Here is a 19,924-nt window from a genome sequence, read left to right on the forward strand (position 1 = left end):
AAATGAAAATATTAGGCATAGGTGTAGATATTGTTGAAAATTCTAGAATCAGTAAATTATTAAAAAATAAACTTTTTATTAAACGTATATTTTCTGATTCAGAAATTTTAATTGCAAATAAGATAAGAGATAAAAAAGGTTACTATTCAAAAAGATTTGCTGCTAAAGAAGCCTTTGCAAAATCTATTGGAACTGGCTTTAGAAACGATCTTAACTATAATGATATATCAATAGTTAATGATAAACTTGGCAAACCATCTTTCGTAATTAATGAAAAAATTAAAAAAATTGTTAAAAAACAATTTAAAATAATTTCATTTACTTTCTTTCTATCAATTTCGGATGAAAAAAAATATTCTATTGCCTACGTTATTTTACAAAAAAAATGAAAATAGATAAAAATATTATAATTGATAATATCAAAACAATTTTTTATGCCTTAGTTATAGCGATTGTTATAAGATCGCTCTTTATCCAACCTTTTTATATCCCCTCATCCTCAATGGAACCAACTTTGTTAATTGGAGATAGGTTGTTTGTTACAAAATATTCATATGGATATAGTAAGCACTCGTTTCCATTTAGTCCGCCGATTATTAAAGGTAGAATATTTTCAAATTCACCAAAAGCTGGTGATGTAATAGTTTTTAAGACGCCAGCAGATAACAGAACTGATTATATTAAAAGATTAGTAGGCTTACCTGGAGACACAATTCAATTCATCAGTGGTGATATATTTTTAAACAACAATCAAATACTGAAATCTAGAATTTCTAAAACTGATATTATTTATTGTGGCAAGCAAACTATCGAAGTTAATACATTTGAGGAAAAACTTCCTAATGGAAAAATCCATAATACAGTATATTTAAAAAATTATAGTTTTCAAAATTCTGATGTTTTTAACGTTCCAGAAAAACATTATTTTTTTTTAGGGGATAATAGAGATTGTTCAAAAGATAGTAGATACTTAACTAGTGTAGGTTATGTTCATGAAGATAATTTAGTTGGCAAGGCCCAATTTATTTTTTTCTCATCTGATTTTAGAATTGGTAGCATTTTTTATTTTTGGAAATGGCATAAAACAATTAGATTTGATAGATTTTTTAAGAGAATTAATTAATGAAAATAAGCTCTACAAATCTTGAAAAAAAATTAAAGCTTAAGTTCACAGATTCTAAAATTTTAATAAAAAGCTTAACTCATAAAAGCCATGACTCAAAAAATAACAACGAAAAGATTGAATTTCTAGGAGATAGAGTTCTAGGACTAATTATTGCAAAAAAATTATTAGAAATTTACCCAGAAGAGAAGGAGGGAATATTAGATAAAAAGTTTGCATCATTAGTGAATAAAAGAAAATGCTTAGAAATTGCAAAAAAAATAGAATTAGAAAAATATATTTTAGTTTTTAACCCCAAAAGTAAAAAGATTGTAATTGAAGATAAGATTATTGCGGACTGCTTAGAGGCATTAATTGGTGCAATTTATCTTGATAAGGGCTTAAATTTTACTGAAAAATTTGTTCTTAATTTATGGAGTGAGCATATTACCGCAAGTGTTGTAACCCAGATTGATTCTAAGACAAAACTCCAAGAGCACTCACTGAAAGTCTTTAAAGTTTTACCTATTTATAAATTAATATCTAATACGGGTCCTCGACATAAACCATTATTCAAAGTTGCAGTAAAATTAAAAGATACTAATTTTTTCACAGCTCAGGGTGCCTCAAAAAAAGATGCAGAACAAAATGCAGCAACCCTATGTCTTGAAGGTGTTTTAAAAAAATGAATTGGGATGATAGCGCATATTTAATTTCTAAAAATCGGTATAGTGAAAACTCAATAATCGCTGAAGTTTTTACAGAAAACCATGGAAAAATATCAGGAATAATCTTTGGTGGAACATCAAAGAAAATTAAAAATTATCTACAAATAGGCAATAAAATCCACGTTAATTATAACACAAAAAGCCCTACTAGAATTGGATATTTCAAAATAGAAATTTTAAAAGCTTTAACGCCACTTTACTTTGACGAAAATCAAAAGCTATCCTGCATCTCTTCTGCTATGCATTTGATAAAACTTCTTACAGCTGAAGCTCAATCTAACAAAGAAATATTTCTCTTAATTGATAAATTTTTTGATCTACTAACTTTGGATAATTGGATACAGGAGTATATTTTTTGGGAATTAGAGTTACTTAAACTACTAGGTTATGATCTTGAATTAAAAAATATGGTTGAAAAAGAAGTTATAGATGACAAAATTAATTATTTTGTAAAATCATCAACTGAAAAAAAGATTATTCCAAATTTTTTAATAGATGAAAATTATGAAAATGTTGATTTAAAAAATTTACTTAAAGGCTTAAAGCTTGTTACTGATTATCTTGAAAAAAGTATTTTAAAGCCTAATAATCTTAATTTACCAAACTCTAGAACTCATTTTGTTAATCTTTTAAAATGATTTATTTAATTAGATTATTAATTCTATCAGCGTAGTAGCTTACTATTGCACTTGCACCAGCTCTTTTAAACGCAATCAAACTCTCTAGAACAGAGTTTTTATCAATTAAGCCTTTTTGGATACTGTTGCTAAGAAGACTGTATTCACCAGATACCTGGTAAGCCAATACTGGAATTTTAAAATTATCTTTGACAGTTTTAATTATATCTAGATAGGGCATTCCTGGCTTAACCATAACCATGTCTGCACCTTCTTTGATGTCTAAAGCAACCTCTCTAATAGCTTCATTGCTATTTCTAAAATCCATTTGATAGTTTTTTTTATTACCTTTCAACAAACCCTTTGAGCCAACGGCATCCCTGAAAGGGCCATAAAAACTTGAGGCATATTTAACTGCATAAGAAAGTATTTGAACCATTTCGTGACCTTCTTTATCTAATGCTTTTCTTATTTTACCAATTCTTCCATCCATCATGTCTGATGGTGCCAGTACATCACAACCAATTTCAGCCTGTAACAACGATTGATTTATTAAGACTTCAATAGTTTCGTCATTTAAAACGTAGCCTGATTTTATCAAGCCATCATGTCCATGTGAAGTGTAGGGGTCTAAAGCTACATCGCACATAATACCAATTTCATTTTTGTATCTTTTTTTAATATATTGAATAGCTTTGCAAACAAGATTGTCTTCATTTAGAGATTCAGTTCCAATCTCATTTTTCATTGTTTTTTTTGTATGGGGAAATAATGCAACCATAGGTATTTTATTTTTGATTGCTTTATCAACAATCATCCCAAGTTTATCTATTGAATATCTGTATACATCTGGCATTGTTTTGATTGATTGTTTTGTATTCTTTCCATCTATCAAGAATATAGGCAATATAAAATCACTTGCAGAAAGGCTATTTTCTTGAATCAGTCTTCTAGACCAATCTTGCCTTCTACTTCTTCTAAGCCTTAAATTTGGGTAATTTCCTGTAATCATGTTTAAATCTACTTTTAAAATGCGACAAATGTATTATACAAATATATATTAAAATAGTTAGAAAACAACTTACATGAACTCAAATAATAAAAACGTTATAAATATAAATTTGAAAAAAGAGGAAAAAGTTTTAAATTTTAGTGATTTTCAAAAACAAAATATTCAATTCGACATCAACAAACTCCAAGAAGCTTATAATCAGATTATTCAAACAAGAAAATATGACGATGGTGGTGGTATTGCTCATTTTGGAGCAATTTGTTTAAATCAAATTCCTGGAGATCCAGATTCAATAAAAGGAAGTAAAGCTAGAGGTTCATATTGGACAAAACCAGACAAATCAGGAAAAGAAGTTACTAGAGATGTTCCAATTGATGAATCTGCTTATTCTGAATTTATAAGAGATTATGAAAATACTTACTTTAAAGAAGTTTTTGATGTTCTTTCTTCAAAATATAAGTTGGGTAGAATGAGAATTTTATTAAAAGAGCCAAGGTCAACATTAAGTTGGCATAGAGATCCAGAGCCAAGGTTGCATATACCGTTAATTACAAATCCTGGTTGTTTGATGGTTATAGACAATGTTGCGAAACATATGCCCGCAGATGGATCTGTGTGGGTTACTAATAATACAAAATATCACAATGCTTTTAATGGGGGTGAAGAAAATAGAGTTCATTTAGTTGCATGTGTTTTAGATTATAAGTTTAATTAGTTTGAAAAAAATATTCTTATCATCCGATCATGCTGGTTATAAACTAAAAGAGATAATCAAACTTCATTTAGATAAAAAAAATATCAAATATGCAGACTTAGGTCCGTATAATGATGATAAGGTTGATTATCCTGATTATGCTCATAAAGTAGCTAAAAAAGTTAAGACCAATAATAATCATGCAGGGATACTAATTTGTGGTTCAGGGATGGGTATGAATATTGCTGCAAATAGACACAAAAATATACGAGCCGCCCAATGTTTTAATTTAAAATCTACAAAATTATCAAGATTGCATAATGATGCAAATATCATTACATTAGGTTCAAGACTACTTACTAATAAAAATGCTTTAAATTGCGTCAGTGTTTTTTTAGATACAAAATTTGAAGGTGGTAGACACGCAAAAAGAATTAAAAAAATTTAATTATGTCTAGTGAAAAAAATTATTTAAACGATAGTTATAAAAGTTTTTTTGAGGATAGTTTATCGGTAACTGATCCAGAACTACACAAAGCAATCGGTGATGAGTTAAAGAGACAACAGCAACATATTGAATTAATTGCTTCTGAAAATATTGTTTCACAAGCCGTTCTAGAAGCACAAGGTTCTGTTTTAACAAACAAATATGCCGAGGGATATCCTGGAAAAAGATACTACAACGGATGTGAACACGTTGATGTTGCTGAAAACTTAGCCATTGAGAGACTTAAAAAATTATTTAATTGCGGGTTTGCGAATGTTCAGCCTCATTCAGGAGCCCAAGCTAATGGAGCTGTATTCTTAGCTTTATTAAACCCTGGTGATACATTTTTAGGTATGAGTTTAAACTCTGGGGGTCACATTACTCACGGATTAAAAATATCAATGTCGGGTAAGTGGTTCAATGCAATAGGTTATGACGTTGATAAACAATCCGAACTTATTGATTATGATAATGTTGAAAAACTTGCTTTAGAACATAAGCCCAAACTTATAATTGCTGGTGGAAGTGCTTATTCTAGAGTAATTGATTTTAAAAGATTTAGAGAAATTGCGGATAAAGTTGGAGCCTATCTAATGGTAGATATGGCTCACTTTTCTGGTTTAGTTGCTGGTAAAGGCTATCCTAACCCTTGTGAATATGCCCACGTTGTAACCTCCACAACACACAAAGTTTTTAGAAGTGCAAGAGGTGGAATTATTTTAACAAATCAAGAAGATCTTGCCAAAAAATTTAATACAGCGGTATTTCCTGGTTATCAAGGTGGACCTTTAATGCACATCATTGCAGCTAAAGCCGCAGGTTTTTTGGAAGCATTAAGACCTGATTTTGAAATTTATATAAAATCTGTTTTAGCAAACGCTAAAATTTTATCGGAGACACTTAAAAATAATGGATTTAAAATTTATTCCGATGGCACAGACACACATTTAATGCTTGTAGATTTAAGGCCTTTTAATGTTAAGGGTAATTCAGCTGCAGAAAGTCTTTCTAATGCTAATATTACCTGTAACAAAAATGGAATACCTTTTGATTCAGAGAAACCAATGATCACATCAGGGATAAGACTAGGAACTCAAGCAGCAACCACAAGAGGTTTCGGATTAAAAGAATTTCAAAAAGTTGGTGAGTTAATAACTAAAGTTGTTAAAGGTTTGTCTGAAAACCCCAGTGATAATAGTAAAATTGAAGAAGAGGTTAGAAATGAAGTTATAGAACTTACCTCATCTTTTCCAATATATAAAAATTTAAAATAATGATTTGTTCAATTTGTAAGAAAGGTGAAACATCAGTAGTAGACTCTAGACCTACAGAGGATGGAACAGCAATAAGACGAAGAAGACTTTGTGTGTGTGGTGCAAGATTCACCACATTTGAGAGAGTTCAGTTTAGAGAAATAATGGTTGTTAAAAAGAATGGAAGAAAATCATCTTTTGATAGAGATAAACTGTCAAAATCAATTTATATTGCCCTTAAGAAGAGACCGATAGATACTGAAACCGCAGAAAAATTTATAAGCAAAATCTCAAGGGCTTTAGAAGAACTTGGACAGAGCGAAATTTCTTCAAATATCATAGGAACCATGGTTATGGAAGGTTTAAAAGAGCTTGACCCTGTTGCTTATGTTAGGTTTGCATCAGTTTATAGGAATTTTAGAGAAGAAAAAGATTTCGTACAATTCGTGGACAAATTAGATGTCTACAAGAAAAGATAAATTTTCAAAAAAAGATAAAAAATATATGAGTCTTGCTTTAACTTTAGCAAGTGTAAGACATGGACTTACAGGTGAAAACCCATCTGTAGGGTGTGTGATTGTTAAAAATGATGAGATTATTTCCATAGGACAAACTGGTTATAAAGGAAGACCACATGCAGAATATAACGCAATTAAAAATTCTAATGAAACTTTAGAAGGTTCAACTATGTATGTAACACTTGAGCCGTGTAATCATTATGGACAAACACCACCTTGTACTAAAGAAATTATTAAAAATAATATAAGTAAAATCATCTACTCTGTAAATGATATTGATAAAAAAGTTAAAGGAAAAAGTCTTAAAATTTTAAAGTCAAAAAATATTATTGTTAAAAAAGGTTTACTTCATGAAGAGATAACTGATTTTTATAAGACTTATTTTTTTAATAGAAAAAATAAAATACCTTATGTTACTGGTAAAATTGCTATGTCAAAAAATTATTTAATTTATAGCAAGGGGGCAAAAAGAATTACAGATATTCATTCAGATAAATTGACACATTTTTTAAGGTATAAAAATGATTCATTGATGATTTCATATAAAACTTTGAATCAAGATAATCCCAAGTTAGATTGTAGACTTAAGGGTTTGAATAAATTTTCACCAAAAAGAATTATTTTAGATAATAAATTGAAAATGAATACCAACTCTTATATTTTTAGAACTGCTAATAAGAACAATACCATCATTTTTTATAAAAATGCTATCAAGGCAAAGATTTCAGTCTTTAAAAAAAAGCGTATTTGTTTAATAAAGTCTAATTTATCAAAAAATGGACATTTTGATATTAAGGTAATTCTTAAGAAGCTTTATAACCTAGGTTGTAGAAACCTGCTTGTTGAGGGTGGTAATGATTTATCTAAAAATATTATTAAACAGAAATTATTTAATCAGTTTTATCTATTTAAAAGTTCCAAAAATTTATCAAAATTAGTAGCTTATAAAGACTTTAATTGCTTTAAAGACTTGTCACAAAAATATAGAAATAAAAAAAAAATTAAAACAAAATTAGGAAAAGATTCAATTACAATCTATAAAAAATAATATGTTTAATGGAATAATATTTAATCAAGGGGTAATTACAAAAATTCAAAAAAGACCCAAAGGCATTAATATTTTTGTAAAATCAGACTTAAAATTAATAAAGAAAGATATTGGAGTTTCAGTTTCATGTGATGGTGTTTGCTTAACATTAATAACCATTTCTGGAAAAGTAATGGAATTCTACCTTTCCGATGAGACTATTCAGAGATCAAAATTTAAGTTTTTAAAAGTTAAAGATAAAATTAACCTTGAATTGCCTTTAAAGTATGGTCAAAAAATATCTGGTCATATTTGTCAAGGTCACATTGATACTGTTGGTAAAATTTCAAATATTAAAATAATTGATAAATCTTATTTATTTGAATTGGAGATTGTTAAAAAAGAGAGGATAAACTTAATTGAAAAAGCATCAGTTTGTGTAAATGGTATTTCTCTTACAATTTCTAAGTTAACAAGAAAAGGTTTTCAAATATGGGTTATTCCACATACATTTAAACTTACAAATTTATCAACATTAAAGAAAAATAGTACAGTTAATATAGAGATAGATATCCTATCTAAATACGTTAGAAATTATTTTAATGAAAAAAAATAATTACACATCAATCGAAAACATCATTAATATTGCAAAAAAAGGTGGAATGTTCATTTTAGTTGATGATGAAAAAAGAGAAAATGAAGGTGATTTAATAATTTCCACAACAGACTCTAATGCTAAAAATATTAATTTTATGGCAAAGTTTGGCAGAGGATTAATATGTTTGGCCATGGATAGTGTTCAATCTAAGAGATTAAATTTATCTTTAATGTCTCCAGTAAATCAATCAAGAAACAAAACTGCATTTACTGTATCGATTGAAGCTAAAAAAGGAATAACCACAGGCATATCTGCAAAGGATAGGGCTAAAACAATAAAGATTGCATCAAAGAAAAATGTAAACAAAAATGAAATTGTATCACCTGGTCATATTTTTCCCATTATTGCTAAAGATGGAGGTGTTCTGGTTAGAGCTGGTCACACAGAGGCATCTGTCGATATATCAAAATTGGCTAAAAAAAATAATTCAGCAGTAATTTGTGAAATAATGAATGAAGATGGCACTATGGCAAAGGGCCAAGACCTATTTAATTTTGCAAAAAAACATAATTTAGAAATAGGTAAGATTGAAGACCTAATCGCATACCGTTTAAAAAAAGAAAAATTAATTAAGCTTAAAAAACGATCTGATATTGAAGTTAAAAATCAAAAATATAAAATTAGAATTTATGAAAATCTTTTAGATGGCTCTGAACACTTTGCTTTAATCAAAGGAAATATAAAAAAAGGTGTAATACCAAGAGTTAGGGTAATTTCATCAAATGCAATACAAAATTATTTAATTAATCAACAATTGCCAAATTCATTTAATAAAACTTTGAATTACTTTAAAAAATTTAATAATTGTGTTTTGGTGTTTATTAAAGATACAAATTTAAAATCTGTTACACAAACACTTAAAGATTATAAGAATAAAGATTTCTACAAAAAAGGTAATGATAAACTTATAAGAAATTACGGTATCGGTGCTCAAATAATCAAAGATTTGAAGATAAAAAATATGATATTAATTACCAAATCTCTTAAAAAAGTTATTGGTTTAGAGGGTTATGATATAAAGATTACCAAGCAGGAAATTATTTAATGAAAAAAAAATATTTAATAGTTATTGCCAATTATTATAAAGACATAGCCAAAGGTCTACTTAATAGTGCAATCACGATTTTGCCAAAATCTAGTTTAATAAAAACTATCATTGTGCCAGGTGTCTTTGAAATACCAGTTACAATATCAAAAAATATCAAAAAATATGACGGTTTCTTAGCTCTTGGATGCGTTATAAAGGGTCAAACACCACATTTTGATTTTATATCGCAATCTTCCACGGATGCAATTATGAAACTATCTATAGAAAATAGAAAACCAATAGGTAATGGAATTATTACCTGTTTAAACATGAAACAAGCAATGGTTAGAAAAAAAAAGGGGAGGGAAGCAGCTGAGGCTGTAATATCCGTTCTTTTACAAAAATAATGAGAACCCCATACAACCCCAATCAAAGTCCTAGAGTAATTATTATACAAAAACTTTATGGTAAGTTTTTTAATGATGAGGCGGATTTAATGTTTTCAAAACATAGATTTAAAAAATTCATTAAAGATGTTGTTTTAGGAACAATCGAAAGGGATGAGGTTATCAAAGATGAAGTTAAAAAATATTTAAGTGAAGACTTACAGTTAACTAGTTTAGATAGGGTTTTTCAAGTAATAGTAAAATCAGCTATATTTGAGTTCTTATACAAACCTAAAATTTCAACTAAAATAATCATTAAGGAATACCTTGATGCATCAAATTTTTTTTTAGAAGATGGTCAAACAAAATATTTGAATGCCATATTAGATAAGATAGCAAAAAAAATAAGAACTACTAATGCATGAATTTGAATTAATAAAAAATTATTTTCAAAAACTTTCTAAAAAATCACCGAGTTCTCTAAATTTAAATGATGATGTTTTTTTTGATAAAAGAAATAGATTAGTAGTTTCTGTTGATACATATATTGAGGGTAATCATTTTATAAATTTTAAAAAACCTGATTTAGTTATTAAAAAAATAATTAGATCATCAATATCAGATCTTATTTGCAAAGGTGTTAAGCCAAAATATTATTTTGTTTCAGGATCGGGTAATAAAAAAAGTTTTTCTAAATCTAATTTATCAAAAATTAGTAAATCACTCAATCAAGAACAAAATAAATATAAGATATTTTTAAGTGGTGGAGACACTGTTTTTTCAAATAAGTTAAGTTTTACAATTACCTCAATTGGTTACTCTAATAATATCATTTATAGGAACAAAGCTAAAATTAATGATGATATTTACGTCTCTGGAAATTTAGGTGATAGTTACTTAGGTTTATTGGTTTTAAAAAATAAACTTAAACTTAATCACCGATTAAAAAAATATTTTACTAATCAATATTTTATGCCAAATATTCAATTAAAATTAGCTGAACAAATCAAGAAATTTGCGAATACCTCAATTGATATCTCCGATGGACTATTAGCAGACCTTGATAAAATGATTAATAATCAAAAATTGTCTTACAAACTTTTTTTAGATGACATTCCAATTTCAAACAATCTTAAAAAGATACTTGATCTTAAAAATCTACCCAAGATTAACTATGTTTCGAATGGTGACGATTATCAGGTATTATTTACAGCCTCTAAAAATAAGACAAGAATCATAAAAAAAATAGCATCTAATTATAGAGTTAAGATTACAAAAATTGGTTCAATCCAAAGCCATGTTGAAAAACCATCCATTATTGATGATAAAAACGTGAAAATTACCCTTAAAAACAAAGGTTATTTTCATAAGTTTTAGAAAGTTAAATATTGCCTTTTATTGCTTTTTTTGTATTGTCCGGACTTTAAATAATAAAATTTTTAACAACCAAACAACTAAAAAGGCATCATGAACTCACTTATAGAAACAATATTACTTTACACCATAGCAGCAGGATCACTAGCAATCGTTTATGGTTTCTTTACTGGTTTAAATATTCTTAATTCAAGTGCGGGAAATGCTAAAATGCAAGAAATTGCATCTGCAATCCAAATTGGTGCAAAGGCTTATCTGACAAGACAATATAAAACAATAGCCGTGGTTGGAGTTGTTGTTTTGGTTATTGTTTGTTGGGTGTTTAGTCCATTAGTTGGCCTTGGTTATTTTATTGGTGCAACACTATCTGGTATTGCTGGATATGTGGGAATGTTAGTTTCAGTTCAAGCTAACGTTAGAACAGCAGAAGCTTCAAGAAAAGGTTTGGCTAGCGGACTTGCTGTCGCCTTTAAATCTGGAGCTGTAACTGGAATGCTTGTTGCTGGTTTAGCTCTATTAGCTATAGCAGTTTATTATTATATCTTATTAAAAATGGGTATTGACGATAGAGAAGTTGTTAATGCATTAGTTGCATTAGGTTTTGGTGCTTCACTAATATCAATTTTTGCAAGATTAGGTGGCGGAATTTTTACAAAAGGTGCTGATGTTGGTGCTGATCTAGTCGGTAAAGTTGAAGCAGGAATACCTGAGGATGACCCTAGAAACCCAGCAGTAATAGCTGACAATGTCGGTGACAATGTTGGTGATTGTGCTGGTATGGCTGCTGATTTATTTGAAACTTATGCAGTGACTATAGTTGCAACAATGGTTTTATCTTCGATATTTTTTGTTGGTGATATGAATATGATGATCTATCCCTTAACAATTGGTGGAGCTTGTATTTTAACATCAATTCTAGGAACTTACTTTGTTAAGCTTGGAAAAAGTAAAAATGTAATGAATGCTTTATATAAAGGATTTGTTGTTTCTGCAGTTTCCTCATTAGTAATTTTATACCCTGTAACTGACTATGTAATTGGTTTTGCAAGTGAGTATACAGTAAACGGCAAAAGCTTTACTGGTATGAGTTTATACTATTGTGGAATTATTGGTTTAGTTATTACTGGCCTATTAATTTGGATTACTGAATACTATACTGGAACAGAATACAGACCAGTAAGAAGTATTGCAAAGTCGTCAACAACTGGACATGGGACTAATGTTATTCAAGGATTGGCTGTTTCTATGGAAGCAACAGCGATACCTGCTTTGATTATTGTAGGTGGAATTTTAGCCACAAACTCAATAGCTGGACTTTATGGTATAGCAATTTCTGTAACTACAATGCTAGCTTTAGCTGGAATGGTTGTTGCTCTTGACGCATACGGACCAGTTACAGATAATGCTGGAGGTATTGCTGAAATGGCTAAATTGCCAAATAGTGTAAGAAAAACTACAGATGCGTTAGATGCGGTAGGTAACACCACAAAAGCTGTGACCAAAGGTTATGCTATTGGTTCTGCTGGTTTAGGAGCGCTAGTTTTATTTGCTGCTTACGTAGAAGATATTAAGCACTTTGCTAAAATAGAAGGTTCAAAACTATATAACATTGAAGTTACTTTCGACTTAACTAATCCTTATGTTGTTGTTGGATTGTTGATAGGTGGAATGCTTCCATATCTATTTGGATCGATGGGTATGCAAGCTGTTGGAAGAGCTGGTGGAGCTGTTGTTGTTGAAGTTAGAAGACAATTTAAAAAATCACCAGGAATTATGAAGGGTACACAGAAGCCTGATTATGCAAAACTTGTTGATTTATTAACTCAAGCTGCAATTAAAGAAATGGTTATACCCTCACTATTACCAGTGTTATCTCCAATAGTTTTATATTTTGTTATACTTTCGATAGGTGGACAAGCAGAAGCTTTAGCTTCTGTTGGTGCTATGTTGTTAGGTGTAATCGTTACAGGACTATTTGTTGCTGTGTCAATGACTGCTGGTGGCGGAGCATGGGATAATGCTAAAAAATATATTGAAGATGGTCATCATGGTGGAAAAGGTTCTGAAGCACATAAGGCTGCTGTTACTGGAGACACTGTTGGAGATCCCTATAAAGATACAGCTGGTCCTGCTGTTAACCCAATGATTAAAATTACAAATATTGTAGCTTTATTACTATTGGCTGTTATAGCGGGTTAAAAGTTTTTAATTCCTTTTTCTTTTTCCTAAAGGATCATTAATTTTTTGCCTCATACTTGAAAGAAAATCATATATGAATGTATTTTTCTTATATTGATTTTCTGTAGTCTGTTCTGCAAATTTTATATCCTTCATATCATCTAGATCTAGAAATTTTTTTTTTTCTAACATGCCCATACTATTAATTTCTAAAATTAACACATTATTTAGAAAAATTGCTTCTTTACCAAGTTTTATTAGAGATGATTGAGCAGTTTTTCTTTCAATATAAATCCAGATATCATTATCAAAAGTACTTTTGGACGAAGGGGAACCCAACAGTTTTAATATATCATTTTTATTTGATTGATTCACAGTAAGTTTTTCTTGTTTTTTATTTAAAAAATGAACACCGTGGTGTTTTGTTACTTTTTTAAGGCTACAAGCAGAAAAAAATAATGCTATTAATAAGAATATAAATAAATTTTTCATGAATAAAAATTATATAAATATTTACAATAATTTAGTTAAATTAACTAGAAATAAAGAATTATATCAAGATTTTGAAAATCAAGACACATTTTCAGATAGATTAATTTTTTTTCTTCTCCATTTTGCTTTTTTTCTAAAAATTTATAAAGAAAATAACGATAAAAAGCTCTTACAGGAAATATATGATTATATTTTTAGACAAGTTGAGTTGAGTATCAGAGAAATTGGCTATGGTGACCAATCAATAAATAAAAAAATGAAAGATTATTTAAATTTATTTTATGGGATGATTGATAAAATTCATGATTGGGATGGTTTAACAAAAGAATCTAGAATATCTATGCTAAAGGTTTTTCTAGATAACGCTATAAATACCGAACATTTAGCAGATTATTTTGAAAAATATCGTTTGAATTTAGAAAATAATACTTTAACTTCTCATATAAAAGGTGTAATTAAACAGTAATTTTATTATGGCTGTACCAAAACGTAAACAATCCCCGTCAAGAACTGGAATGAGAAGAGCTCAGAATATGAAGTTCAAATCTACAAATATTGTTGAGGATAAAAAATCTGGTGAATACAGGCTGCCTCATCATTTGGATCTTAAAACTGGTATGTACAGAGGTAGACAAGTTTTAGACCCCAAAGAATAATAAACTCAATTTTATAAATGAACAAAATAATAAAAATTGCAGTCGATGCAATGGGTGGTGATGGTTCACCAAAAAAAGTCGTTGATGGTATTATTCATCATTTTAAAGATAATAAAAATTCATTTTATCAAATCTTTGGTGATAAGGACAAAATTCTTCCTCATATTAATAGCAATCTATTAAATTCTTCTTTTGAAATAATTCATACAATGGATATTGTTAAGGGCATTGATAGCCCATTAGAGGGTGCTAAGCGTGGAAAAAATACAAGTATGTGGCTTGCAATCCAAAGTGTTAAAGAAAAAAAATCAGATGTAGTAATATCAGCAGGTAACACTGGAGCTTTGCTAGTGATTTCTAAGCTTAATCTTAAAATGATTGAAAATATAGACAAGCCAGCTTTATCAGCATTATGGCCAAATAAAAAAGGGATGAGTGTCGTTTTAGATTTAGGAGCCAACATTGAGTGTAGTCCAAAAAATTTAATTGATTTTTCAATAATGGGTTCTTCATTATTTAAGTCACTGTATCCAAAGGATAATGCAAAAGTTGCCCTATTAAATATAGGATCTGAGGAGTTTAAAGGCAATGAAGTGATTAAAGAAACATATCAGCAATTAAATATCAGAGATAACCACGACTTTGAATTTAAGGGCTATATAGAGGGCAATCAATTAATGAATGGAGATGTAAATGTTATTGTTGCCGACGGTTTCACTGGTAATGTTGCATTAAAAACTGCTGAAGGAACAGCAACTTTTATTACAGGGGAACTTAAAAAAACCATGACTGGCAATTTAATTGGTAAAATTTCATCCTTATTAAATATTTCTAGTTTAAAGAAATTTAAAGCAAAATTTGATCCAAGATTATATAATGGTGCTATATTTATTGGTCTAGACTCACCAGTAATAAAAAGCCATGGGGGCACTGACTATATTGGCTTTTCTAATTCTTTGAGTGTTTGCACTAGAGTTGTAAGTGGTAATTTAATTGAAAAAATTAGAAATAACATAAACTAATGCCTAGAATTAATTTAACTAAAAAAGACTTAATAAACTCTGTTTATATGCAAATTGGTTTTTCTAAAAGTATATCAGAAAATTTAATAGATGATTTTTTTTATACGGTAGCTGAAAATTTAAAAATTGAAAAAAAATTGAAATTATCAAAATTTGGTACTTTTTCCATACGTTCAAAAAAAAGCAGAATTGGTAGAAACCCCAAAACTAAAGAAGAAAAAACCATATCAGACAGAGATGTAGTCTTATTTAAAGCTTCTAAAGAATTTAAAGATTTAGTAAATTCTAAGAATGATTCATAAAAGTAATAAAGCTTATAAGTCCATAGGTGAGGTTGCAAAAATTCTTGATCTTGTTAATGAAAAAAAAGGGACATTAAATACACACACCATTCGTTTTTGGGAAAAAGAATTTAAGCAAATTAAGCCAAATATCTTAAACGGTAATAGACGATACTATAATAACGATACAATAGAGGTGTTAAAGAAAGTTAAATATCTTCTCAAAGATCAAGGAATGACAATTAATGGTGCAAAAAAAGTTCTTAATTCTGATAAATCTTTAAAACTTGACGAATTACCAAATAATTCTATAAATGCTGACTATAATATAAAAATTAAACTTAAGAAGATTTCTAATTTAATAAAACAAATAAAAAATTTAAAATAATATGGCAAAAAAAACGCACGTTAAAGTTAGACTGGTACCAGAAGCTAAACCTGATAGTCCATATTTTTATTATGTTAAAAAACCAGCTGGTGGAGAAAAAGCTAAAGTTAAATTATCAGCAAAGAAGTATAATCCTGCTACCAGAAAACATGAAATGTTTGTAGAGAAGAAGTTACCTCCACATAGTAAATAGTATTACTTTTTTTTAAAGTTCCTTTTTTCATAATCAATAAAAGACCAAATCATATTTTTCCATATTCTATTTGTAATCTTTGGGTCTATATTTAATTGTATTGATTTTTCCTTAATTTTCTTAAGTATGAAATTTATTCTTTTTTGATCAATTATCTCTTTTTTATGTATTTTTACTTTTAAAACTTCATTTACCAAATTAGATCTTTTTTTTATTAATTTAAGCAATTCATTATCAAGCTTATCTAGCTTAATTCTTATTACTGATAATTTTTTTTTATTTGTTGGCGACATTTAATCAATTGGTTAATAATATAATTATTATAAGTATAATTTATGTTTGTAAATAGCGACAACTATATAAAATATTTAAAATTTTGGTTAATAACTTTATTTTTATTAATTATTCTTATGGTTGCTGTTGGTGGCCTTACTAGACTTACTGATTCAGGATTATCTATCACAGCTTGGGAACTCTTCACTGGTATACTACCGCCTTTAAATAATAATGAGTGGAATTTTTATTTCTCAGAATACAAAAAAATTCCTGAATATCAAAATATCAATTATGGTATGAATTTGGATGAGTTTAAGGTAATTTTTTATTGGGAATATGCACACAGATTATTAGCAAGATTTGTAGGTTTATTCACATTGGTTCCTCTATTTATTTTTAGCTTAAAATTTACATACACCAAGTATTACTCAAATAAATATTACTGGATATTTTTTCTTATATGCCTTCAAGGATTTATTGGATGGTATATGGTTTCAAGTGGATTAATTGAAAATAATGATGTTAGCCATTTCAGACTAAGCATACATTTATCTTTAGCTTTATTTATTTTATGTTTAATTTTTTGGTTTATTTTAGATATTTTTAATATTGAAAAATTTCATCAAAAACTTTCAAATCTTTTCTTATTATTCATACTTAAATTAATTATTTTACAAATTATATTAGGTGCTTTTTTATCAGGCTTGGATGGAGGGCTTATTTACAATTCATGGCCCGATATGAATGGTGGTTTTTTTCCGAACGATGTAAAATTTGAAGGTATAATAAATACTGAACTATTTAGTAATGCTTCTATAATCCAATTTTTACATAGGTTTACAGCTTATTTACTTTTATTCTTTATTATAATTTTAAATTATTTTTTTATAAAAAATAAACTCAATATCAAAAATATTATATTCTTTGATATTGCTATATTAGTTCAGGTTTTTTTAGGGATTGTAACTTTGCTTTCTGGTGTAGAGATTAAGTATGCATCACTACACCAGCTAGGCTCAATATTTGTTTTGACTAGTTATATTATAATTTTATATAAAAATTCTAACCAACGGCTTTAGCTTTATTAATATCTTCAACATTATCTGAAGTTCTCAGAAGTGCTTGTTCTAAGTCTTCAATAATGTCATCAATGTGCTCTATACCAATAGATAGTCTTACGTAGCCGGGTGTAACACCAGCTGCTAACAACTCTTTTTCATTTAATTGACTATGAGTAGTTGTTGCTGGATGAATTGCTAAACTTTTTGCATCACCAATATTAGCCACATGATAAAACATTTTTAAAGATTCTATGAATTTTTTACCTGCTTCAATTCCACCTTTTAGCTCTATTCCAACTAAACCACCATTTCCACCTTTAAGATATCTCTTAGCTCTATTTCCAATTTCTCCATCATATTTGGTTGGATAGATTACTCTAGCAACTTTCTCATGATTCGATAAATATTCAACAGTCTTTTCTGCATTTGAACAATGTTGCTTCATTCTTAATGCTACAGTTTCAAGTCCCTGTATAATTCCAAATGCATTATCAGGAGCCAAAGCTGCACCAAGGTCTCTTAAAAGAGTAACTCTTGCTTTAACTACAAAGGATACATTTGCACCAGTTAATTCAGGTACTGCTTTACCCCAAACTACACCACCGTAACTTGCGTCTGGTTCGTTAAACAATGGTTGCCTTTTAGGATTTGCAGTCCAATCAAAATTACCACCATCTACTAAAGCTCCACCTACAACAGTACCATGACCACCAATATATTTTGTAAGAGAATAAACCACTACGGCTGCTCCATGCTCTATGGGCTTACAAATAATAGGGGAGGCTGTATTATCTACTATCAGGGGTATGTTGTATTTTCTTCCTATATCAGAGACTTCCTTAATAGGAAAAACTCTTAAATAAGGATTGGGCAAAGTTTCTCCATAAAAAGCTCTAGTTTTATCATCAATTGCTTTTTCAAAGTTTTTTGGATCGGTTGGATCTGCATATCTAACTTCAATTCCAAGTTTACTTAAAGTATGTGTAAATAAAGAAACAGTTCCTCCATAAAGGTCAGTTGAACTAACAATGTTATCTCCAGCTTGAGCAACATTCAAAATTGCAAATGTTGAAGCTGTTTGACCTGATGATACTGTTAAGCTAGCTAACCCTCCCTCCAATGCAGCAAGTCTTTTTTCGAGTGCATCATTAGTTGGATTCATGATCCTTGTGTAGATATTTCCGAACTCTTTTAATGCAAATAAGTTTGCAGCATGCTCGGTACTATCAAACAAATAAGATGTTGTTCTATAAATTGGAACAGCTACAGCTTTTGTTGTTGGATCACTTCTATAATCACCACCATGTATGGCTATAGTTTCAGGGTTTTGTCTTTTTGTGCTCATCTTGATTCTCCTTTTTAGTACTTCTGCTAAATGCAAGGCGTACAATACAGTTCAAAAGCGCCTACCGATAATGTGGGTAAAAAATCCTTTTTAGCATATATTAGCCTGCAATAGGAACAAATCGGCATTTTTAAAATAGCATTAATAGGGGCTATTACAAGCTAAATATAAAATTGACTTTATATCTAATAATAGTATTAATCCTCGCACAATGACAAAATTTCTAAAACAAAGTGAATTAACTAGCAACTGGTTTGAAATAGATGCAAAAAATGCTGTAGTTGGAAGACTGGCATCTATAATAGCAATGATTGTTAGGGGAAAAAATAAAACTACTTTTACACCACATATGGATGATGGTGATTTTGTGGTAGTTAAGAATGTTGAACAAGCAAAATTCACTGGAAAAAAATTTAAAGATAAAAAATATTATAAACACACTGGTCACCCTGGGGGAATTAAAGAGATAACTCCTGAAAAATTATTAGAAAAAAATAAACCTGGTGAATCATTAAAATTAGCAGTCAAAAGAATGTTACCTGGTGGAGTGCTTGGTAGAAAACAATTAACTAAAGTAAAAATTTATGCTGGTGAAGAACATCCTCATGCAGCACAAAACCCTAAACTTTTAGATTTAGGTAAATTAAACAGTAAAAATTTAATAAGAAATTAATATGGAAACAGCAGTTGCACCAACTAAAGTTGTTACAAAAAAACCTAAAATAAAATTAGATTTTAAAGATAGTAAATATGCAACGGGTAGAAGAAAAAAATCTATTGCAAAAATTTGGGTAAAAAAAGGTACTGGCAAAATTTATGTAAATGGCAGAACAATGGATGAATACTTCACCAGCGGCAGTCATAAAATGCAAATTACAAGACCATTTGAAATTATAAACCAAGCAACTGATTATGATGTTAGATGTAGTGTTGCAGGTGGTGGACACACAGGTCAAGCTGGTGCAATGGTTCATGGTATTGCTAAAGCCCTAATTTTATTTGATTCGGAGAATAGAGCAGTTCTTAAGACTGAAAAACTGAATACCAGAGACTCTAGATCGGTCGAGAGAAAAAAACCTGGTCGTAGAAAAGCTAGAAGAAGCTTCCAATTCTCGAAAAGATAATTCTTTTTTAACTCTAAACTGCTAT

28 protein-coding genes and 1 riboswitch are annotated in these 19,924 nt (G+C 29.2%); of the genes, 24 read left to right on the top strand and 4 right to left on the bottom strand.

Annotation, left to right across the window (positions count from 1 at the left end; all coding sequences use genetic code 11):
• Window positions 1–2: 2 nt before the first annotated feature.
• The 4 genes from acpS to recO are packed head-to-tail and all read left to right on the top strand — an operon-like array spanning window position 3 to window position 2,468.
• On the top strand, window positions 3–389 hold the full coding sequence (acpS, locus tag ABXT65_RS02990; RefSeq protein ID WP_415324069.1) for a holo-ACP synthase: 387 nt from the start codon (window positions 3–5) through the stop codon (window positions 387–389).
• Complete coding sequence (lepB, locus tag ABXT65_RS02995; protein WP_415324070.1) at window positions 386–1,123, top strand: signal peptidase I; 738 nt, start codon at window positions 386–388, stop codon at window positions 1,121–1,123. The genes acpS and lepB overlap by 4 nt, the downstream gene beginning before the upstream one ends.
• Window positions 1,123–1,791 (top strand): ribonuclease III, encoded by a 669-nt coding sequence (gene rnc / locus ABXT65_RS03000; RefSeq protein WP_415324071.1) that lies wholly within the window; start codon window positions 1,123–1,125, stop codon window positions 1,789–1,791. Before lepB ends, rnc begins: the two co-directional genes overlap by 1 nt.
• Entirely contained in the window at window positions 1,788–2,468 is a 681-nt protein-coding gene (gene recO, locus ABXT65_RS03005; RefSeq protein ID WP_415324072.1) for a DNA repair protein RecO, read from the top strand. Before rnc ends, recO begins: the two co-directional genes overlap by 4 nt.
• 1 nt (window position 2,469) lies before the next feature.
• On the opposite strand, the gene hemB is transcribed toward recO, so the two are convergent.
• The gene (gene hemB / locus ABXT65_RS03010) at window positions 2,470–3,459 is read right to left on the bottom strand and encodes a porphobilinogen synthase (RefSeq protein WP_415324073.1); all 990 of its coding nucleotides are present in this window, start codon (window positions 3,457–3,459) and stop codon (window positions 2,470–2,472) included.
• 73 nt (window positions 3,460–3,532) lie between these two features.
• Between hemB and ABXT65_RS03015 the strand changes: the two genes are divergently transcribed.
• The 11 genes from ABXT65_RS03015 (at window position 3,533) to ABXT65_RS03065 (ending at window position 13,082) form a co-directional block, all read left to right on the top strand.
• Window positions 3,533–4,174, top strand: coding sequence for an aspartyl/asparaginyl beta-hydroxylase domain-containing protein (locus ABXT65_RS03015; protein ID WP_415324074.1), 642 nt, complete (start codon window positions 3,533–3,535; stop codon window positions 4,172–4,174).
• A gap of 1 nt (window position 4,175) precedes the next feature.
• Window positions 4,176–4,601: a ribose 5-phosphate isomerase B gene (gene rpiB, locus ABXT65_RS03020; protein ID WP_415324075.1), complete on the top strand. Its 426-nt coding sequence runs from the start codon at window positions 4,176–4,178 to the stop codon at window positions 4,599–4,601.
• Between the two features lie 2 nt (window positions 4,602–4,603).
• Window positions 4,604–5,914 (top strand): serine hydroxymethyltransferase, encoded by a 1,311-nt coding sequence (glyA, locus tag ABXT65_RS03025; RefSeq protein ID WP_415324076.1) that lies wholly within the window; start codon window positions 4,604–4,606, stop codon window positions 5,912–5,914.
• A complete protein-coding gene (nrdR, locus tag ABXT65_RS03030; RefSeq protein WP_415324077.1) occupies window positions 5,914–6,372 on the top strand; it encodes a transcriptional regulator NrdR in 459 nt (152 codons plus the stop codon). The genes glyA and nrdR overlap by 1 nt, the downstream gene beginning before the upstream one ends.
• Window positions 6,353–7,459, top strand: a complete 1,107-nt coding sequence (ribD, locus tag ABXT65_RS03035) for a bifunctional diaminohydroxyphosphoribosylaminopyrimidine deaminase/5-amino-6-(5-phosphoribosylamino)uracil reductase RibD (protein WP_415324078.1) — start codon at window positions 6,353–6,355, stop codon at window positions 7,457–7,459. Before nrdR ends, ribD begins: the two co-directional genes overlap by 20 nt.
• 1 nt (window position 7,460) lies before the next feature.
• Entirely contained in the window at window positions 7,461–8,054 is a 594-nt protein-coding gene (locus tag ABXT65_RS03040) for a riboflavin synthase (RefSeq protein ID WP_415324079.1), read from the top strand.
• Window positions 8,041–9,141 (top strand): 3,4-dihydroxy-2-butanone-4-phosphate synthase, encoded by a 1,101-nt coding sequence (ribB, locus tag ABXT65_RS03045; protein ID WP_415324080.1) that lies wholly within the window; start codon window positions 8,041–8,043, stop codon window positions 9,139–9,141. Before ABXT65_RS03040 ends, ribB begins: the two co-directional genes overlap by 14 nt.
• The gene (ribH, locus tag ABXT65_RS03050) at window positions 9,141–9,530 is read left to right on the top strand and encodes a 6,7-dimethyl-8-ribityllumazine synthase (RefSeq protein WP_415324081.1); all 390 of its coding nucleotides are present in this window, start codon (window positions 9,141–9,143) and stop codon (window positions 9,528–9,530) included. The genes ribB and ribH overlap by 1 nt, the downstream gene beginning before the upstream one ends.
• Entirely contained in the window at window positions 9,530–9,934 is a 405-nt protein-coding gene (locus tag ABXT65_RS03055) for a transcription antitermination factor NusB (protein ID WP_415324082.1), read from the top strand. Before ribH ends, ABXT65_RS03055 begins: the two co-directional genes overlap by 1 nt.
• The gene (gene thiL, locus ABXT65_RS03060) at window positions 9,927–10,886 is read left to right on the top strand and encodes a thiamine-phosphate kinase (protein ID WP_415324083.1); all 960 of its coding nucleotides are present in this window, start codon (window positions 9,927–9,929) and stop codon (window positions 10,884–10,886) included. Before ABXT65_RS03055 ends, thiL begins: the two co-directional genes overlap by 8 nt.
• A 90-nt stretch (window positions 10,887–10,976) precedes the next feature.
• Complete coding sequence (locus ABXT65_RS03065) at window positions 10,977–13,082, top strand: sodium-translocating pyrophosphatase (protein ID WP_415324084.1); 2,106 nt, start codon at window positions 10,977–10,979, stop codon at window positions 13,080–13,082.
• 6 nt (window positions 13,083–13,088) lie between these two features.
• On the opposite strand, the gene bamE is transcribed toward ABXT65_RS03065, so the two are convergent.
• On the bottom strand, window positions 13,089–13,553 hold the full coding sequence (gene bamE, locus ABXT65_RS03070) for an outer membrane protein assembly factor BamE (protein WP_415324085.1): 465 nt from the start codon (window positions 13,551–13,553) through the stop codon (window positions 13,089–13,091).
• Between bamE and ABXT65_RS03075 the strand changes: the two genes are divergently transcribed.
• Genes ABXT65_RS03075 through rpmG form a run of 6 tightly spaced genes read left to right on the top strand, consistent with a single transcriptional unit; the run spans window position 13,552 to window position 16,093 of the window.
• A complete protein-coding gene (locus ABXT65_RS03075) occupies window positions 13,552–14,019 on the top strand; it encodes a ubiquinol-cytochrome C chaperone family protein (protein ID WP_415324086.1) in 468 nt (155 codons plus the stop codon). The genes bamE and ABXT65_RS03075 overlap by 2 nt on opposite strands.
• Window positions 14,020–14,026: 7 nt before the next feature.
• Window positions 14,027–14,209 carry a 50S ribosomal protein L32 gene (gene rpmF, locus ABXT65_RS03080; protein WP_011282128.1) on the top strand — a complete coding sequence of 61 codons (183 nt, stop codon included), beginning with the start codon at window positions 14,027–14,029 and terminating at the stop codon, window positions 14,207–14,209.
• A 17-nt stretch (window positions 14,210–14,226) separates the two neighbouring features.
• On the top strand, window positions 14,227–15,231 hold the full coding sequence (gene plsX, locus ABXT65_RS03085) for a phosphate acyltransferase PlsX (protein ID WP_415324087.1): 1,005 nt from the start codon (window positions 14,227–14,229) through the stop codon (window positions 15,229–15,231).
• On the top strand, window positions 15,231–15,533 hold the full coding sequence (locus ABXT65_RS03090) for an integration host factor subunit alpha (RefSeq protein ID WP_415324088.1): 303 nt from the start codon (window positions 15,231–15,233) through the stop codon (window positions 15,531–15,533). Before plsX ends, ABXT65_RS03090 begins: the two co-directional genes overlap by 1 nt.
• Window positions 15,523–15,900 carry a MerR family transcriptional regulator gene (locus tag ABXT65_RS03095; protein ID WP_415324089.1) on the top strand — a complete coding sequence of 126 codons (378 nt, stop codon included), beginning with the start codon at window positions 15,523–15,525 and terminating at the stop codon, window positions 15,898–15,900. Before ABXT65_RS03090 ends, ABXT65_RS03095 begins: the two co-directional genes overlap by 11 nt.
• Before the next feature lies 1 nt (window position 15,901).
• Complete coding sequence (gene rpmG / locus ABXT65_RS03100; RefSeq protein WP_415304745.1) at window positions 15,902–16,093, top strand: 50S ribosomal protein L33; 192 nt, start codon at window positions 15,902–15,904, stop codon at window positions 16,091–16,093.
• A gap of 2 nt (window positions 16,094–16,095) precedes the next feature.
• On the opposite strand, the gene ABXT65_RS03105 is transcribed toward rpmG, so the two are convergent.
• Window positions 16,096–16,386, bottom strand: a complete 291-nt coding sequence (locus ABXT65_RS03105) for a chorismate mutase (RefSeq protein WP_415324090.1) — start codon at window positions 16,384–16,386, stop codon at window positions 16,096–16,098.
• Between the two features lie 42 nt (window positions 16,387–16,428).
• Here ABXT65_RS03105 and ABXT65_RS03110 point away from each other — a divergent pair, with 42 nt between their 5' ends.
• Window positions 16,429–17,448, top strand: a complete 1,020-nt coding sequence (locus ABXT65_RS03110) for a COX15/CtaA family protein (RefSeq protein WP_415324091.1) — start codon at window positions 16,429–16,431, stop codon at window positions 17,446–17,448.
• Here ABXT65_RS03110 and ABXT65_RS03115 read toward each other — a convergent pair.
• Complete coding sequence (locus ABXT65_RS03115; RefSeq protein WP_415324092.1) at window positions 17,432–18,775, bottom strand: O-acetylhomoserine aminocarboxypropyltransferase/cysteine synthase family protein; 1,344 nt, start codon at window positions 18,773–18,775, stop codon at window positions 17,432–17,434. The two genes, ABXT65_RS03110 and ABXT65_RS03115, sit on opposite strands and share 17 nt — an antisense overlap.
• A gap of 4 nt (window positions 18,776–18,779) precedes the next feature.
• A riboswitch (SAM riboswitch) is annotated at window positions 18,780–18,847 on the bottom strand.
• Window positions 18,848–18,986: 139 nt separating this feature from the next.
• Here ABXT65_RS03115 and rplM point away from each other — a divergent pair.
• Both rplM and rpsI read left to right on the top strand, forming a co-directional pair.
• Window positions 18,987–19,448 (top strand): 50S ribosomal protein L13, encoded by a 462-nt coding sequence (gene rplM / locus ABXT65_RS03120; protein WP_415324093.1) that lies wholly within the window; start codon window positions 18,987–18,989, stop codon window positions 19,446–19,448.
• Window position 19,449: 1 nt separating this feature from the next.
• Window positions 19,450–19,899 (top strand): 30S ribosomal protein S9, encoded by a 450-nt coding sequence (gene rpsI, locus ABXT65_RS03125; protein WP_415324094.1) that lies wholly within the window; start codon window positions 19,450–19,452, stop codon window positions 19,897–19,899.
• Window positions 19,900–19,924 lie beyond the last annotated feature (25 nt).

Origin of the sequence: Candidatus Pelagibacter sp. Uisw_127, from assembly GCF_047722515.1 — a bacterium.
Classification (GTDB): Bacteria; Pseudomonadota; Alphaproteobacteria; order Pelagibacterales; family Pelagibacteraceae; genus Pelagibacter.